This window comes from Clostridium sp., assembly GCF_029267215.1.
GTDB lineage: Bacteria > Bacillota > Clostridia > Clostridiales > Clostridiaceae > Sarcina.
Genome location: NZ_JARIDH010000022.1, coordinates 200,831 through 218,564, shown reverse-complemented (window position 1 = coordinate 218,564; position 17,734 = coordinate 200,831). Strand labels below are relative to the sequence as shown.

Annotated in this window: 16 protein-coding genes; 11 read left to right on the top strand and 5 right to left on the bottom strand. The window is 24.8% G+C overall.

The window, feature by feature from the left end; genetic code table 11:
* Positions 1-175 precede the first annotated feature (175 nt).
* Positions 176-352 carry a hypothetical protein gene (locus Q1K13_RS03360; protein ID WP_300347725.1) on the top strand — a complete coding sequence of 59 codons (177 nt, stop codon included), beginning with the start codon at positions 176-178 and terminating at the stop codon, positions 350-352.
* Between the two features lie 1,269 nt (positions 353-1,621).
* Here the strand turns inward: Q1K13_RS03360 and Q1K13_RS03355 are convergent.
* A complete protein-coding gene (locus Q1K13_RS03355) occupies positions 1,622-2,311 on the bottom strand; it encodes a YitT family protein (RefSeq protein ID WP_300347724.1) in 690 nt (229 codons plus the stop codon).
* A gap of 496 nt (positions 2,312-2,807) precedes the next feature.
* Here Q1K13_RS03355 and Q1K13_RS03350 point away from each other — a divergent pair, with 496 nt between their 5' ends.
* Positions 2,808-3,338, top strand: coding sequence for a GNAT family N-acetyltransferase (locus Q1K13_RS03350; RefSeq protein ID WP_300347723.1), 531 nt, complete (start codon positions 2,808-2,810; stop codon positions 3,336-3,338).
* 195 nt (positions 3,339-3,533) lie between these two features.
* Here the strand turns inward: Q1K13_RS03350 and Q1K13_RS03345 are convergent, their stop codons facing one another.
* Positions 3,534-4,298 carry a DUF1189 domain-containing protein gene (locus Q1K13_RS03345; protein ID WP_300347721.1) on the bottom strand — a complete coding sequence of 255 codons (765 nt, stop codon included), beginning with the start codon at positions 4,296-4,298 and terminating at the stop codon, positions 3,534-3,536.
* Between the two features lie 541 nt (positions 4,299-4,839).
* On the bottom strand, positions 4,840-5,154 hold the full coding sequence (locus Q1K13_RS03340; protein ID WP_300347720.1) for a YbjQ family protein: 315 nt from the start codon (positions 5,152-5,154) through the stop codon (positions 4,840-4,842).
* A 793-nt stretch (positions 5,155-5,947) separates the two neighbouring features.
* On the opposite strand from Q1K13_RS03340, the gene Q1K13_RS03335 reads away from it, so the two are divergent.
* The 3 genes from Q1K13_RS03335 (at position 5,948) to Q1K13_RS03325 (ending at position 8,932) form a co-directional block, all read left to right on the top strand.
* Positions 5,948-6,766 (top strand): ABC transporter ATP-binding protein, encoded by an 819-nt coding sequence (locus tag Q1K13_RS03335; RefSeq protein WP_300347719.1) that lies wholly within the window; start codon positions 5,948-5,950, stop codon positions 6,764-6,766.
* Between the two features lie 3 nt (positions 6,767-6,769).
* Entirely contained in the window at positions 6,770-8,452 is a 1,683-nt protein-coding gene (locus tag Q1K13_RS03330) for an ABC transporter permease (protein ID WP_300347718.1), read from the top strand.
* Between the two features lie 168 nt (positions 8,453-8,620).
* Positions 8,621-8,932, top strand: coding sequence for a hypothetical protein (locus Q1K13_RS03325; protein WP_300347717.1), 312 nt, complete (start codon positions 8,621-8,623; stop codon positions 8,930-8,932).
* 146 nt (positions 8,933-9,078) lie between these two features.
* On the opposite strand, the gene Q1K13_RS03320 is transcribed toward Q1K13_RS03325, so the two are convergent.
* Positions 9,079-9,978 (bottom strand): LysM peptidoglycan-binding domain-containing protein, encoded by a 900-nt coding sequence (locus Q1K13_RS03320; protein WP_300347716.1) that lies wholly within the window; start codon positions 9,976-9,978, stop codon positions 9,079-9,081.
* A gap of 917 nt (positions 9,979-10,895) precedes the next feature.
* Between Q1K13_RS03320 and fliB the strand changes: the two genes are divergently transcribed.
* From fliB to Q1K13_RS03305, 3 genes are all read left to right on the top strand, one after another.
* Positions 10,896-12,053 carry a flagellin lysine-N-methylase gene (fliB, locus tag Q1K13_RS03315; protein ID WP_300347715.1) on the top strand — a complete coding sequence of 386 codons (1,158 nt, stop codon included), beginning with the start codon at positions 10,896-10,898 and terminating at the stop codon, positions 12,051-12,053.
* Positions 12,054-12,319: 266 nt separating this feature from the next.
* A complete protein-coding gene (locus Q1K13_RS03310) occupies positions 12,320-13,090 on the top strand; it encodes a Tim44 domain-containing protein (protein WP_300347713.1) in 771 nt (256 codons plus the stop codon).
* Positions 13,091-13,221: 131 nt separating this feature from the next.
* Positions 13,222-14,025 carry a GIY-YIG nuclease family protein gene (locus Q1K13_RS03305; protein WP_300347712.1) on the top strand — a complete coding sequence of 268 codons (804 nt, stop codon included), beginning with the start codon at positions 13,222-13,224 and terminating at the stop codon, positions 14,023-14,025.
* A gap of 781 nt (positions 14,026-14,806) precedes the next feature.
* Here Q1K13_RS03305 and Q1K13_RS03300 read toward each other — a convergent pair.
* Positions 14,807-15,862: a hypothetical protein gene (locus Q1K13_RS03300; protein ID WP_300347711.1), complete on the bottom strand. Its 1,056-nt coding sequence runs from the start codon at positions 15,860-15,862 to the stop codon at positions 14,807-14,809.
* A gap of 256 nt (positions 15,863-16,118) precedes the next feature.
* Here Q1K13_RS03300 and Q1K13_RS03295 point away from each other — a divergent pair, with 256 nt between their 5' ends.
* From Q1K13_RS03295 to Q1K13_RS03285, 3 genes are all read left to right on the top strand, one after another.
* Entirely contained in the window at positions 16,119-16,352 is a 234-nt protein-coding gene (locus Q1K13_RS03295) for a hypothetical protein (RefSeq protein WP_300347710.1), read from the top strand.
* Positions 16,353-16,359: 7 nt separating this feature from the next.
* Complete coding sequence (locus Q1K13_RS03290; RefSeq protein WP_300347709.1) at positions 16,360-16,656, top strand: DUF1281 family ferredoxin-like fold protein; 297 nt, start codon at positions 16,360-16,362, stop codon at positions 16,654-16,656.
* 871 nt (positions 16,657-17,527) lie between these two features.
* Positions 17,528-17,731 (top strand): helix-turn-helix domain-containing protein, encoded by a 204-nt coding sequence (locus tag Q1K13_RS03285; protein ID WP_300347708.1) that lies wholly within the window; start codon positions 17,528-17,530, stop codon positions 17,729-17,731.
* Positions 17,732-17,734 lie beyond the last annotated feature (3 nt).

Here is a 17,734-nt window from a genome sequence, read left to right as displayed (position 1 = left end):
CAAAACTTCTTTATAATCCTAAAGAAGTGAATAAAGATAATCTGGAAATATATCTTGTTAATAAAAATACTAATGAAGAAGTTAAAATAAATTAATATACTAATAATTTAAAAGGTTCGCAATAGCTATTGTTGTGAATCTTTTTTTATAAAATTATACAAATAAAGCTGGTAAAATGGAAAAGTGTTTATTAAGTGAAGAAGAAGTATTGAGGTGGGGATTAGATAAAGGTAAGTATCTAGTTATAAGCAGTGAGTGTGATGGTTCGTTAAGTGTTATTGATTTAGAAAAGAGTGGTATAAACATGGATTGGGTCAAGTTACTTGAGCACTTAATAGAACCGATTATATAGTATAATTTATATAAATGATTGTCTTGAAAATACTGTTAATATTTTGAAACTAAATTTTTAAGACAATCTTTTAAATATTAATACTATTTATAGGAGGATCTGTGGATATAAAGATAAAAATATTTTGGATAATATCTATTTTAACTGGTCTTTTTTTTCATGTCTACTTTAAAGGGAGCAGTTCAATCCTTACTTTTTTATTTTATTCAATGAAAATTTGTAAAAATGAGAATAACATACTGCAAATCCACAACCAAGTAATATCATGCCTAAAGGAATAATAAAATCTTGATTTAAATTTAATTTAGATATAAATAATCCTAAAAAAGTACCTAAAAATATTAAGCTGTATTTAGGAGAATTTTTTAAAATTTTATTTTGGTAAACTTTAGAGCTATAAAAATTTTTCATATGATTTATTGATAGTATAATTATTAAAATATATATTGATATAAATAAAATAGATATTTTAATAAAGTGAGATGTAGAAAGCATTTCATTTAACTTATATATCCCAGATAAAAATAAAAAAAGTGAAAAAGTTGACATTGAAATAGCAGAGTATAAGTATATAAATTTAGATAATTTTTTAATAAATATTAAATTTATTAAAGAAAAAATGTTAAATGTTATTATATATGTGTAAATAAAAATATTAAAGTTATGTATAAATAGAATAAATATAAAAAAATCTACAAGAAACATTATAGCTAATATAAGTGGGCGATCAGATTCTAAATTTTTTTCTTTAACCATAAAATAATAAACTTCCTTTCATATAAATTAAAATAATATATATGTTATTTTAACATATATATATATAATAATTTGTATAAAAACTAATCTATTAGGCTAGTTTTGTTTGTTATTTAATAAATAAGAATGAAGATTCTAATAGTAAATAAGAATTTAATAATAGTTAATAATATTGAAAGTATAATATGATTTTATTAGTTTTGCTTAAAACATTGATTACATTTGTATTGAAAAATATTTTGAAGAGTTATAATTTATTTACAGTTTTTTTTATTTATAATGAAAAGTAAAATTTAATATACCTGAATATATTAATTAAAAAGACTTATTTAGAGTTTGTGATACATTAGTATTACATAAATTTTGATAGATTAGGGCGGAATAAAAATAAAAAATTAGAAAAACAGAGAAAATAGATTAAATTAGGGTATTATTTAGTATAGTGAAAAGATAAGAAAAAGGTCATGAATTTAGATGATTAATTCATGACCTTTTATGTTATAAATTTTTTAATTACATACTTTGTATAGAAACTCCACTTTTTAGGGAAGATTTTTCTTCAAGTTCATCAATAAATTCTTCTACCACTTCTTCTGCATTAAGGTTTTCATTCTTATATTCGTATATGAAACCTATTAATTTACCACTTATGATTACAGCTATTATTGAAAATAAAATCTGTTTTAAATCTAGGTAAACTAAAGATAAACCTAATATTATGGCATCTGTTAGCATATAAATATGGTTTACTTTAAGTTTTGTAAATTTATTTCCTAATAAGGCAATAACATCATCGCCTCCAGAGGCTGCTCCACATCTTACAACAATACCAGCTCCAACTCCTACACCAATACCTGATAATATACTTGCAATTAGCATATTATTTGAAAAGTTTGGTGTTATAAAACCTATGCTTTCCCATATTTTATAGGAAGTTGAGAAACAAAGGGTAGCAAATATTGAATATGCTAAAAATCTTTTTCCAAAGAATTTAGCACCTAATGAAAATAGAGTAAAGTCTACTATTAAGCTAGTATATGATGGTGAAACATCAAAAACATTTTTTATAAGAAGCAAAAGTCCTATAACTCCGCCTTCTGTTACATTGTTTTGATAATTAAAGTTATAACTACCAAAGGCTAAGATACATGAACCAAGTGCAATGATTGCTGCGGTTTTCAATATCTTTTTACTGGAATCCAAAATACCACTCTCCAATTTTTTTTATGTTATTTTAAAATTTATAATAAAGAAATAGTAGACTAAATGTCTCCTACTAAGTTAAATAAAATTTTATTTACGTGAAATCATCTTATTTAATTATAGATATAGTAAAGCTTAAGGGCAAACTAGTTTAAATGAGAGCAACAGGTATTAATCACTACTATTCTTCTTAGGATGCAATAATCTCTATGGTCATCAGTTTTACTAATGAATGGGTAATTTTTCTATATAAACTGGTAATTTATTAAATGTTTGGTAATTAAATATTAATATTAAGTTCAAAGTTTTATAATATCTTTAATATAGGATTAGTTTATAGAAATTTAGTATTAAAAGTCCTCTTATTTTGGAATAATAAAATAAGAAGAAAAAAACTTTGTTTTAAAGAGATATTAATTTATCTATATGGATAGAAATTATATTAAAGGGAGTCTTTTTTTAAACAGAGGAAAATAAAAATTAAGTAGGTGATTTTATGAAAGTTATTATAAGAAAAGAAACAGAAAATGATTATAAAACAGTTGAACTTTTAATTGAGGAAGCATTTAAAAATGAGGAAAATAGTGATCATATGGAGCATGTGCTTGTTAGCAAACTTAGAGAGGGAGAAAACTTTATAAATGGACTTTCTCTAGTTGCTGAAAGAGAGGGAGAGGTAGTAGGTCACATACTTCTTACTAAGGCAAAAATAGAAAATGAAAGTGATAAATACGAAACTTTGGCATTAGCACCAGTTTCAGTTTTACCTAAGTATCAAGGGATTGGAATTGGAAGTGAACTTATAAAAGAGGGAATGAGAATAGGAAGAGAGTTAGGATATGATTCCATAGTTGTTTTAGGACATGATAAGTATTATCCAAGGTTTGGTTTTAAAAAGGCTAGTTTATGGGGTATAAAAGCTCCCTTTGATGTTCCAGATGAAAATTACATGGCAATAGAGCTAAATGAAGAGTCCTTAAAAAATATAAGTGGTGTAGTTAGATATGCCAATGAGTTTTTAGAATAATAAATTCTTTGAAGAAAAACTTGTTAGATATTATTCAAAGAATAAACTTAACCTCTTAGCTTTAAAGAAAACCCTGTTAAATACAGTGTTTTATACTGTATTTAATAGGGTTTTTTCTAGTTATTTTATTAATAGTTTTCACAGTTTATAAAAAAATATCTGCTTCGATTGATTTAGTTATTTTTTATTACTTTATTAATAGCTTCCAAAGGTATAGGTATTTACATTTAATATTCCAAAGTAAATATAAATTATTGAAACTAAAAAACTAAGTGGTGTTGAGAGCATCATATTTATATCTAGTAAATTTAATATGGCTATTATTACTAAACAAGGGGTAATGCCATAAATACTAAGTTTATAAGAAGAACCAAAGCTTAAATTTATATTTTTTACCTTTGCTATTATTTTTCCTATTATGGCTAATATAAATGAGGATACAAAAGCAAAAATCATAAATGATAACACCATGAAAGTTAGATAGGTATTTCCAAGAGTATTATCTAATGCTTCTAGGTAATCTTTAAGTTTTTGATCTGTTAATGAAAGATTCATAGAGGAATAATCTGTTGTTCCAAGGTTTGTATTGTTATATTTTAAGGTTAGGGAATCTTTTCCTAAGGCTATACCAGAGGCATATTCATCTAACAAAGTAGAGGAACTTTCCTTGTCATTTAATATAAAGGTACAATTTTCTTCTTGGAAAACAACAAAATTTGCTCCTTTTAAGTTTAAAACACCATCTTTAATTTCAAATTGAGGTATTTTTTTTTCAATTACTTCTTTTCTTGCATAAAAAAATTTATTTAAGTTTGTATAGTTTCTACTAAAGGCTAAGAGTCCAATAATAAATGAAAAAATAATTAAGTATAACAATGTAGAAAAACCAGAAGAATTTAAAAGTTCTTTGTATCTTTTAGGTTTAAACAAACTTATATAAAATCTTTTGAAGATATTCATAAAATCACCCTTTCTTCTTTTATTTTGTGCATTTTACAGATTATTATTAATATAAATTGAAAATAAAGAAGATTAAGTTATAAGAATTTAAAGAGTAGATTCTGTTTTAAGAGAGTGTTGGTTTTAGCTATCTCATAAGATCTACTTAATTTTGCAGAGGGTTTCTATTTAACACTTCCATAATAATAATAGCTAAATTTAAAAAACTCCCATAGGACAAATAACTTAGATTCTTATATTATTCTTCTACATTCAATGAAGCTTTTAATATGGTAAAAAAGTCCTATCAAAATCAACACTAATTTTAAAATAGAGTAAAAGATTATAAAGCTTTTTAGTGGATAGATACAATGGGAGCTTAGGTGAATTAAGTTGATTATAATTAAAAAGTAAAGAACTTTAAAAAAGGTAGTAATAGGACAACTTACTACCTTTTAATAGGGGGATATTTATTATATAAAATTAAAGGAGGATAAGGGTTTTAATTTAACCTATCCCAATTTTATTATTTACTTAAATCATAAAATTATTAGTATTTTTTTTATTTGTAAATTACTGCTGTTCCATAAGCTACCATTTCAGCAGCACCAGCCGTAACAGAAGAGGACATAAGTCTCATTCCTATTATTGCATTGGCACCAAGTGATTCTGCTTCATGAACCATTCTTTCAATGGCTATTTGTCTAGCTTCAATAAGCATATCATTATAAGACTTCATTTCTCCACCAACTAAGTTTTTAAAGCTTGATGCAAAATCTCTTCCTATATTTTTACATCTTATAGTACTTCCTTTTACAAGACCTTTAACTTCTTTGATTCCTTTTCCAGGGATTGATTCAGTTGTTAATATTAGCATAAAGATACCTCCTAAAGTATTTTTTATAGTTTATGCATTTTAAAAAAATTTTAATTGTTTGTGATATTTTATAATGTGAGTTTTAAATTTAGAACTATGCTTTTTTCTTTGTGTATTTATTTTCTATTTTATTTTCCTTAGCTTAAGTACTAATGTATAAATTTAAATTACTTCTATTTAAGTTATTGAAATGATAATAACATAAGTTAAATAATAAATCAATAAGTAGTATTAAAAAACTTATTAAGTAATATATTAATATTCTTTAAAGGGGGATTATAATCGTTTATTAAGAAATTTGTATGAATTAAAGGAGAAATTTAACAATTTATTAGTGTAATTAGGAGCTTTAAAAAGGATTTATCAATGAAATTAATAAAATAGAATATTTTTCTAAAAATATGAAGTTTGTGTAAACTAAATTTATACGGTAAAATAAAGCACATAATGTGAGATTTATCCAAAACATTTTAGGGGGGTTAAAAGTAGTAATAAAGATTATTAGTTAAGTTTTAATTTTATAGATTTTTAAGGCTTACATAAATAATAATTGTTAATTTACGTATTTTAAGGAATGTTTGCAAATAAATAGATTTTTTAGAGCTTTCTTTTAGGTAATTAGTGTGTTTATGAATTAAGTTTTTAATATATGACTTATTTTTAAGAATGATTATGTAAAAGAAGGCTCTATTTTTATATTTATTTAAGCTTTGGTTAGTGAATGAAAAAAGTTTTTTAAAATATTGGAAAGGATTTGTGGTTGTATATGGAAAGTATGAATGGAGAAATTTATATGGTTAATAATAGGGAAAGAGAGGAAAAACAATTTTATAAAGAAGATAGCATTATAAAAATAAGAGATTTAAGAATGAATTTTGGAAGTAAGGAAGTCTTAAAGGGAATAAATCTTGATATACATAAGGGGGAAATTATAGGGTATATAGGAAGTAATGGTGCTGGAAAGAGTACTACAGTTAAAATAATGCTTGGACTTATAGAAGGATATAAGGGTAGTATTGAGATATTTGGAAAGGATATTAGCTTAGGCGATGAAAGTTATAAAAGAAGAATAGGCTATGTTCCAGAAATGGCTGATATTTATGATACACTTACTGCCAAAGAATATTTAACTTTTATTGGACAACTTTATGGTATGAAGTTTAATGATGTTTTGTATAAGAGTAAGCAGCTTATGAGAATTTTAGGCATAGAAAATGCTTTTAATTCAAGAATTTCAAGCTTTTCTAAGGGGATGAAACAAAAGGTTCTTTTAATTTCAGCCTTAATTCATAATCCAGACATTTTATTTTTAGACGAGCCTTTAAATGGATTAGATGCAAATAGTGTTATGGTAATTAAGGAAATTATGGAGGAGCTTGCTAGGGAAGGAAAGACTATTTTCTATTCTTCTCACATAATTGATGTTGTTGAGAAAATAAGTCATAGAATAATTCTTTTAAATGATGGGGTAGTTAAAGCAGATGGAAGCTTTGAGGATCTTAAAAATAGTTGTAATGAAAGATCCTTAGAAGAGATATTTAATAATTTAACTGGATTTAATAATCATAGAAAGCTTGCAGAGGAATTTACTTCTCTTATAAATGAGGTGTAGCATATGAAAAAGAATATGAATACATCTAAAAAAGAAAAAAGTATTAAAATTGTTGAAAAGTTTAAATGGCTTTATGAGAAAGCTGGAGTAGACTATGATATGATGATGCTTATTTTAGAGCATAAACTTATGATGGATAAGAGAAGAAATCCTTCTATTATGAATGGAAATATGAATACTACCAAAAATGATGGGAATAGGTTTAAATCAGCCTTACTTTTATATGGAGTTTTAGGACTTTTTATAGCACCTGTAGTTGTTTTAAATTTTAACATTATGTTTCAGATGACAATGTTCTTTGGAATATTTATGTTTTTAATTGGAACAAGCTTCATAGCTGATTTTGCCTTTGTTTTATTAGATGTTAAGGATAAAAATTTACTTGGAGTAACTGGGGTTAGTTCTAAGACAATAAATGCAGCAAAGCTTACGAATATACTTATTTATATGACTAGCATAAGTATTTATTTTTCATTACCTTCATTACTCTTATCTTTTAGACATGGAATATTTTTTGCTTTAGTATTTTTGCTTGAGATTATACTTATTAATATTTTTATGATTTTAGTAACTTGTTTTATTTATTATTTAATTCTTAAGTTTTTTGATGGAGAAAAGCTTAAGGATGTTATAAATGGAATTCAAATAGTTTTATCAGTTGGAATAATGATAATTTATCAAGTTATAGGAAGAGTATTTGGAAGCTTAAAAGGGGTAAGTAGTGGCTTTTCTGTAACTAGATGGTTTCAATGGATTTTGCCACCTTTATGGTTTGGGGCACCACTTCAAATTATAGGAAGTGGAGAAGTTAATATAAGTTTAATAATATTATCAGTTTTAGCTATTATACTTCCCTTAATATCTATAGGTATTTATTTTAAAATAGCTAAAAAGTTTGAAGAGAATATACAAAAACTCAATGATAATTCATATAGAGGAAAAGATAAAACCACTATTTCATTTAGAGTAGGGAATGTATTATGTAGAAATAATTGTGAAAGAAGTTTCTTTAATTTCACAATTAATATTATAAAGAGTGAGAGAAATTTTAAGCTTAAAACTTATCCGAGTTTGGCTATGGGGTTTATATTTCCATTTATATTCTTATTAATTGATATTAGTGATTTTAATAGCTTTTGGGCTTGGAAGGAGATGCTTCCAAATACAAAACTTTATTATACTATTTATATGTCAGTATTTTGTTTAGCACCAATTGTCATGATGGTTAAGTATTCAGACCAGTGTAAGGATGCTTGGATATATAAGGCTGTACCAATAGAGGATATGGCATCAATATTTAAGGGAGTTACTAAAGCTATTATATATAAGATGGTTTGTCCAATATACATTTTATTATCACTTATATATGTTTGGTTATTTGGATTTAAAGTGATTCTAAATCTTATAGCAATATTTTTAGTGGCAATAGCTTTATCTTTAATATCAGTTAAAGCCATGGATAAACATTTTCCTTTCTCAGTAAGTTTTAAGGATGGGGAGAAAATGGATGACTTAGGAAATACATTTCTTATTATACTTTTAAGTGGTATATTTTTTGGATTCCAATTAGCTATGGATGTTTATATTAACTATGGAGTTTATTATTTCATTGGTCTTATGATTATTTTAATAGGCTTACTTTGGTACAGAATATGTAAAGGAAGCTACAATAAGATTAAATTTTAGATGAACTTTTTTAATTTAAGTTTTAAATTTATATTTTCTAGAGAGGATTTCATGTGTTTTTTTAGTAAATACAGGTATATAATAAAATATGTTAGATGGTACCTAAGAACAGACATTAAAAAATTTGTTTATGGAATAGGAAGTAATTTTCTTTGGAGGAATGATAGAATGAACAGAATAACTAGCATAGTAGTATTAATTAGTTTTATGCTAATAAGCATGGGGCTTTACTCATTTATTGATAATAAATTTTCCATAACATATAGGATAGCTGATAAAGTTAAAGTTCCAAATAAGTGGAAGACTCTTGTTATAATAACATCTTTTATTTTGATTGGAGCAGTTATTATGGTTTTTATTAATAGATATGTGGATACTTCAAAGATAACTTCAAATATATTTACTGGTATTTTAAGTGGCTTTTTAGTTAGTATGGCTAATAAGCTGGATAAAAAATATAAAAGACATTTTAATATTTAGCTTTATTTTAAGTTTTCAGAAAAAAATAATTAACTAGAGAATAGAATAAATATGAGGCTATATTAATTTTTCTTAATATAGCCTTTATTATTTTGAATTACTCACTACTTGTAGAAAGAGAGGAGAATTCTAAAAAAATTAGCTAACTAAATTTTTGGTAAGAAAATTTCTTCTCCTAAAGGTAGTATTTCTTTTGAGAATGGATTTACATCCATTAAGAACTCTATAACAACTTCGTGGTTATACTTAGGATAGTGTTTTCTAGCTAGGTTATACCAAGTATCTCCTTCTTTTACCTTATAGTTAGTTCCTTCCTTAAGTGCTTTTACTGGCACTAAGATTGTATCCCCAGTTTTTAAAGCTGAAACATTATTTACTTGGTTGAGAGATTTTAATATGTTTAAGCTTGAATTTACAGCACAAGTACCTTTAAACTTTTTAGCAACATCATTTAAACTTTCATCTTCTTTAAGGGTATATTTTTCAGTTTCTATATCCTTTAAATAAGTAGAAAATGTTGGTACTTCTTTTTTGCTTGAAGAAGTTAAATTTTTATTAGAAGAGTCTTTTTTTGATGAAGAATTTTCTTCCTCATTTTCTTTTGAGTTTTCTATTTTTTTATCTTTACTTTGGCTTTCTTTACTTTCTTCTTTGGATTTTATATTTTTTTCATTATCATTAGAACTTTCTTTTTCAGTGGTTATTTTTTGAGAGTTTTTATCATTTGTTTTTTCTTTAGAACTTTCTTTTTCATCTTCTTTAGAATTTTGAGAGGAGTTATCTTTTGTGTTGCACTCTTTAGAATCTTTTTCATTTGAACTATTTGAAGCATCTTCTAACCTAGAATTTAGGCTTTCTTGTTTATTAGAATTTTTATCATTACTCTCTTCAGTAGTATCTTCATTTTTGTTTTGATCTTGAGATATTACTTTTTGAGAGGTTGCTTTGCTTTTCAATACTGTAGATACTGTGGAATATGTAAAATAACCAAGTAAGGCTACACATACAAGTGATCCACTTAAAATTGCTACATCTTTTTTATTCATTTTTTAAATCCTCCTAATTAATTTCTATCTGAATTATTGACAGCTTTTTAGAAAATATACAGAGGATATAAAAAAAGTAGTATATTATATGAGTTTTTTTATGGAATATGTTAAGAGATGTTTATTTTTAGTAAAATAAAAAAACAAATACTAATTAAAGTATTTGTTTTTTTATATCACATTCAATAATAAGTAAATAACACAAAAGTGCACTAAAAATGAAAAAATTGTTTTTACCAAGGTATTAAGAAAAGAGGGACCTTGGTAAAACCTTTACATTAATTATAAAACTAATTTTAATAAAAATCAAGAAAATGTTTTCAAATAAGGAAATTTTTTTGGAAAAGGAAAGAGCTTATTAAAAAAACAAGCTCTTTCTTTTGACTATTAAGTTGGTTAGGTTAATACTAGAATGATCAGAGTATGATGAATAATGGTTTGGTGGGTAGTTTCTTTTTTTAGGTAACTTCGAAGAAGCGTATAAAAGTTACTATATTATCAAAAAATGCCCACTCTATGATATATATATGATGAAAGTTTTCTAATTATTCCTAAATTTTAAAAATAGATTTTGTTTTAAGAGAATATTGATTTTAGCTAGATCTTTAACTTATTTATTTAAAATCAAAACCAATTTAAAATAAAGCTGGGAGCCTAAGATTTGCTACTATTAAAATTAATACTAATTTAAAATAGAGTTTTAAAATATATTTTTTATGGATAGTGATTTTTCTAGCTTATATATGAAAAGTTATGGGTGAAAAATAGTGAGTTAATATTTCCACTTTGTTATAATAAGAGAAGAGATTTTTATTAGGTATTTTGTTTTGACTGATTTTGTGAGAGTGGGTTCATAGAAAATAGCTAATAAAAGTTTCTATTTTAAAGAGATTTTAATTAACAGAGTGAGGAAGAATATGAAGTTAAGAAGACCAAATTATTTTAATGAGTTTAAATGTATTGCATCAGAGTGTGAGGATACTTGTTGTGCTGGTTGGGAGATTGTTATAGATGATGAAAGCTATGATAAGTATATGAAGGTTTCTGGAGAGTTTGGAGATGTTTTAAGAAGTAGGATTGTGAAAAATGATGGAGAAAATATTTTTCTTCTTAATAATGGGAATTGTTCCTTTTTAAATGATAAAAAGATGTGTGAGCTTTATATTAATCTTGGAGAGGAGAGTCTTTGTTATACTTGTCAGCAGTTCCCTAGATATACAGAGGAGTTTTTGGATTTAAGGGAGGTTGGACTTTCTTTATCATGTCCTGAGGCTGCAAGAATTATTTTAAGAAAGCCTGAGAATGTTACCTTTGAATTAAGTGATTTGGAGGAAGATTATGAGGAGTATGACTCTGGAATTTCAAAAGAGGTTTTAGAAGACTTTTTGGAGTGTAGAAATCTTATTTTTCAGTTAGCTAATAAGAAAAATCTTGATTTTGGAAGTAAGTTGTCTTTAATCCTTAAGTTTACTAAGGAGATTCAAAATAAGATTGATTTAGGTGATATGGATGAAATAGGAGAGGTTATTTCTGATTATAAGGATGAAAGAATCTTAGAGGAAATCATGGAGGAGATACTTGAAGCTAAGAATAAGTGGAGTGAAAAGTATAATTTACTTTCTAAGTATTTTAAGGTTTATAAGGAAATTAAGCATATAAATCCTAATGATCCACTTGGTCTAAAAAATGGATTTAAATATTTAGAGGGGAATGAGGAATTATATTTTAATAAACATAGGGAGTTTAATAAATATTATGAGAAAAATTCTTATAAGTTTTTGAATATATTTGTTTACTTTGTCTTTAGATATTTTATGAAAGGTATTTTTGATTATGATTTGTCTGCTAAAATTAAACTTGCTATTATAAGTACCCTTATGATTAAGGAGCTTTCAGTTGTAAGATTTATGGACAAAGGGGAGTTTTCTGAAGAGGATATGGTGGAAGTTAGCCGTATTTATTCTAAGGATATAGAACATTCAGATGAGAATGTGGAAAACCTTCAAGAAATTTTTGAAACTAATGAATTATTTGAGGTGGATGAAATTTTAGTTGTGCTTATGAATGAGTTTTAATATATTTGTTAAACCAAAATTACATTATAGAATGGGTAAGGAGAGAATTGATAAGATAATTTTAAATACTAAGGAGTGACTTTAAATGTGATATACATTGTTTTTATTTGTACTTATAATTAGTGGAATTGCAATTATTTATGGAGTTAAGAAAAAAGATAAGTTATCTAAATACATTGGGATTGATATGATATCTCTAGTTTTACTGTCTAATATCATAGATAATCTTAATTTTTAAAATAAAACAAATGAGGTAAGTTAGAAGAATGATTAAGAAAGTTAAAAAGTTGGTAGTTATAGTTTTATTATTTATGGTGATTTTATTACCAGCTAATATTGCATATGCAAGAGCAGGTGGAGGGCATGGAGGAGGACATGGTGGTTCTTATGGTAGTTCAGGAAGTTCAGGTGGAAGTGATTTTAAAATATTTGATTTTCTGTTTTTAGGAGGTTTTACATCCTTAATGGCATATGGTTTAGTATCTTTAAGAAAAGAGAAAAGAAAATATAAAGAGGAGTTAGATGAAATAGGAAAAAGTGACTCTAATTGGGAGTTTGATAATATTAATTTAATGATTGAAGAGACTTTTTATAAGGTTCAGAAAGCTTGGAAAAATGACAAATATGAAGAAGTCTTAAACTTGCTTACAGATGAATTATATACTGAACATACTAATCTTTTGGAGGATATGAGAAATAAAAATAGAAGAAACATATTAAAAAACATAAAGTTTGGTTATGGAATAATACAATCCTATTTTAAAGGAAATGAAGAATTTGAGGGCTTTTTATGGGTTAAGATTAATTTCTCCATGAAAGATTACATAATAGAATTAAGAGGAAATAAAAAAGTTGTTGTTGAAGGAAGTAAATCCATAGAGGATGGAAATGAGTATTGGAAATTTGTATATAGAAATAATAAATGGTTACTAGCAGAGATACTTCAAAATGAGCCACAATATAATTCAGAGTATTTTAAAAAGGAAGTTAGAAGAGTGGAACATAAGATTAATAATAAGAAAAATAAGTTGAAATAAATTTGAAGTGGCAGTTTGAAACTGAATTATAAGATTTAGTTTTAGGCTGCTTATTTTTTTTTTTTTTTTTTGGAAGGTTATGGTTTGATTTTAAAGTTATGTTAAAATTAAATGAGATTGGGAGTGGTTTTATGTTAGAAGAATTAAAGAAAATATTATCTGAAAGTGAACTAGAAGGATTATTTTTACATAATAGAACAGATGATAATAGGGATAGAGATATTCCTTATGTTTCATATAGAGTAAAATCAAATAAGTATAGAATTAGAGCCTTTGAAATATGGGGAGCAAATAAAGAGGATTCTTTTTTTAGAATTTATCATAGTAATAAAATAAATGAAAATTTAAAGAAAAAGTTTATGAATATTGGTAATTTGAAAAAGCTTACAAAGAAAACCATTGATTATAAAAATGATGATTATTTAAGTTTATGTAAGGAAATAAAAAGTATTTTGTTAAATCGAGACATAACAAAAGAGTGTGAGAAAAATAGTAGCTTTGCAAGAACTTCTAAGTTTCAAGGCCTTGATTTACCTGATGTAGATGTTGGTCAGGAGGATGTTTTTGGACAAACTTTTACTTGGAGAGAGATAATAAGTATTTGGGAAGATGGTTCTGAAGATAATGTACTTAAAGAGAAACTTAAAAAGAATGGGATATATCTTCAAAGATCTTTAGATGGGAAAAGTAGGTATGTTGGAAGTGCTTATGGAAGTGATGGAATAATTGGAAGATGGATGAAACATTTAAATTCTAATGGAGATGCTCAACACTTGAATCTTTTTATCTTAGAAAATGGATATAATGAAGTGGTGTTTTCAGTTCTTGAGTTTTGTCATGAAGATGATATTCTTAAGAGAGAGAATAAGTGGAAGGAAATCTTAGGTACTGTTAATTATGGACCGTATAATGGGATTCAACTTAATAATAATTAGGAGAGTTGAATATGGAAATAAACAGACCTCTTGGAAAATAAAAATATGATTTACTTAATGAATTTGGAGTAATTAAAAAATAATTTGTTCTAATAAAAATAAAAGAGGGTTGGACGCATCCAATCCTCTTAGGTGTAGTCCGAAGACAACCACCGCAATTCAATAAATCTATTATATTATTTATCATTATTATATGCAATAAGTTTATTTTGATATAAATTATTTCAATACATTAAATTTAATGATTTAGAAACTTTTTATTATTGAGTGATTTAGGTAGTTACAAAATTACTAAATTCAAATAAGATAAGTATTTCAAATATAGCCTATAGATTTATTTGAAAATGGATTAATTTATAAAAAGATTGGTGTGTATCTTAAAAGGTCTTTAGAGGAGAAAAGTAGGTATGTTGGAAGGAAATCTTGGGTACTATTAATTAATGGGATTCAACTTAATAATAATTAGAAATAAATTGAATAAAAGTGAAAATAAGATTATTTGTCTAAGTATGATATTTGTATAATAATTTTTTTAAAACTACAAAATGTAAAAATATTAAATAATATATAGAGTTATCTGATGCTTATAGTTTGTGTAATATTAGCATAAGTAGTTAAGAGTTTTAAGAAGAAATACAAATAATTTAAACATAATGAAATAGGAGAATATAGAATATTAAACTACATAAATAATTCTATATTCTGCTATATTATAAATAATAAAGAAAAAAATACTAATATTTTAAATTTATTAGAATTTATACTATATTATATTTAAAAACTAAAAAATTAAACTTTTTATAATTTCTTTTCTTTTTTCTAAACTTACTTTATTAGCTATATCGAATTTTAATATTTTCCCATATCTAACATTATATAGAGCAACACTAGAGAAATCAAATACTGTTATATTATTATTATTTTTGTTAAATTCATTAAGCATATAATATGTGGTGATTTGGCATGCGTCTTTACCTTCATATTTATAGTTTTTACTTACTTTAAAATCTATTAAGCATCCATCTATAATTACATCTCCATCAGCTTTAAAACCTGAAGATTTGCTCCCAAAATTAGGGTTGAGAATTATTTTACTATTTTTATTTATATTTAAAACTTGTATGAAATTTTCTATGAAATTTTTACCAAGATTTTTTAAGTCATAGATTACATTGTCATATTTCATTAAAAGTGTTTTTTCGTATCCTTCTAAATCAGATATACCACTTCTGTAAGCATTTTCTAACCTTGATAAAATACAAATGCCTTCTAGCATAGAATCTGAGAATATATCATTATCACTTTCCATGTAAGATTCAATATTTAACTCTAATTCATCCATTAAAATTTTAGTTTTTATAAGTAACTCTTTATTTATTATACTGAAAGAATCTATACTATGCTGTAGCCAATAATATCCTTTTGTTTCGTTTAATTTGAATTTACAATTAGAATATTTACATAGAACAATTCTAGCTAAATAATCAAATGATGTACCTGCTAACATTGCTCTTCCTTTTTCTTTTATATCATAAATATATGGAACTTTAATATTAGATGTTTTATCAAATGGAATTCCACCACCGATAACCTTATATTCATTTTTACTTGGTTTTATTTTCATTATATGTTCTCTGAATTTTTTATAGCATCCAATTTCAGGAGTACTACTAAATTTAGTTACTGTAATTGATGGTCTTAATGGAATATATTTAGTATTGTTTGGATTTTTATATAAATCATAACAATAATTATAAAAAAAATAAATTTCTTCATCATAATGTACTCCTTCAATCATTAATGAATTAAATTGTTTTCTACTTTTAATATATTTCATTTAATAGCCTCCTAATTTAAAAAACTTAATGAAGTTATATTCTTCATATAACTTCATATCTTTAATTATAAATTAAAGATATGAATAGAGTATTTAAAAGAAATAAATTTAAAATGAAATTTTGGTACTATTTTAATTGGGGAATTATAGAAATTAATGAATATATAATTGTATAATATTTATGTTTTATATATTATTATATATTTTAGAAATGAAATTTAAAATTTAATTAAGATAAAGAAATGAGGAAAGAAATATGCCTAATTGGTGTGATAATTACATAAAAATAGAAGGAGAAGTTCAAGAGATAATAAAATGTATAGAGGGAATGAAATGGTATAAGGCTATATATAAGGAAGAGGGATATAATAAAGAAGATTTAGAAAAATGTTATACTTTCAATGCAACTTTAGAAGTTCCTGAAGAAGTTTTAGAGCTTGGTTATGCTAAGTCTGGTTACTACTGGCAAAAGGATAATTGGGGGATGTAAATGGGATATGCTTTATGAAAGTAAATATGAATTAGATAATATTTTGAAAGAGCTTAAAAGTAGTATTAGGGAAGAAAATGAAATAAAAGAAAATAAAAGTTATAATTATTTAGAAGAGAAAAGTTATGATAAAAATCATAGGAAAGAAATTGAGTTTTTGGTCTTAAGTCCTTGGAGTCCAGTTGATGAATGGGTTAAGGCTTTGAGTGAAAAACATAGAGAGTTAGAATTTTCTTTGAATTTTGAAATAAGTGAAGAATCTTTAAAAGGAAGTGCTACATTTAAAAATGGTGAGTATATTTAATAAGTTTAAAAATTTTATACTCATTTTGGGGAAGATAGCTTTCTATATTGATGAAGATAAAAAATATCAAGTTAGAATTAAATAAATGTAAATAAAAAATAAGTTCTTGTTTGTTAGTGTGTACTAATAGACATGAACTTTTTTTATTAATAAAAGAGAGGGGAATAATAAGGAAGCCAATCTTAAATATATTTAATTAAAATTAGCTTGATAATTATAATTGTATAATATATTTAGATCAAACTGGTTTTTATAGAAATAAATTACTTATAATATTAAAATATACAAAATTAAAAGTGTATTTTAATAGCGTAGGAAGTGATTTAATGAGAAAAGATGATTTTGAAAATTATTTAAAGAATAATAGTAAATTAACATAGGGAATAAATGTATCTTATTATTTAGTAATAACTACTTTAAGAAAAATGGCAGAAAATAATAGGTTATATCTTATAATATTATAGATTAAAAAGAATTTGATAATAAAATAGATGGTAGAATTTGTAAGATATATTCTCCAAAGATAAAGTGGAAGATTACTAGAAAACTAGATGAATAATCTATAGAATTACTTTCAAAAATGAGAACTGACATTGTAGTAGAAAATAAAATAGAAAAAACTCAATTAATAATAGACGCAAAATATTATTAAGAAATATTAGTTTCAAATAGATGTGGTAATATATATAAGAATATTATTAGATACAATAAATTTATATTTTGAGTGGAATTATATCGAGCGCTTTTAAAAAATATAATATTAAAGTGGTGATTTATATAAAATAAATATTAAAAAATGTTATAAAATATCAAATATTGATATTTTATTTTTAAAATGATATAATAATGTGAATATTTATGAGGTGATATTATGATAAAGATAAAATTATCTGAGTTGTTAGGAAAACATAAGATGACAAGAAAAAAATTAGCCGAGTTAATAGACGTTAGACCTAATACAATTGGTGATTTATATAATGAGAAAGTTAAAAAGATAGATGTAGAAACGCTAGATAAGATTTGTGAAGTTTTTGAGTGTGAAGTTGAAGACATCATAGAACATATACGAGAATAATAA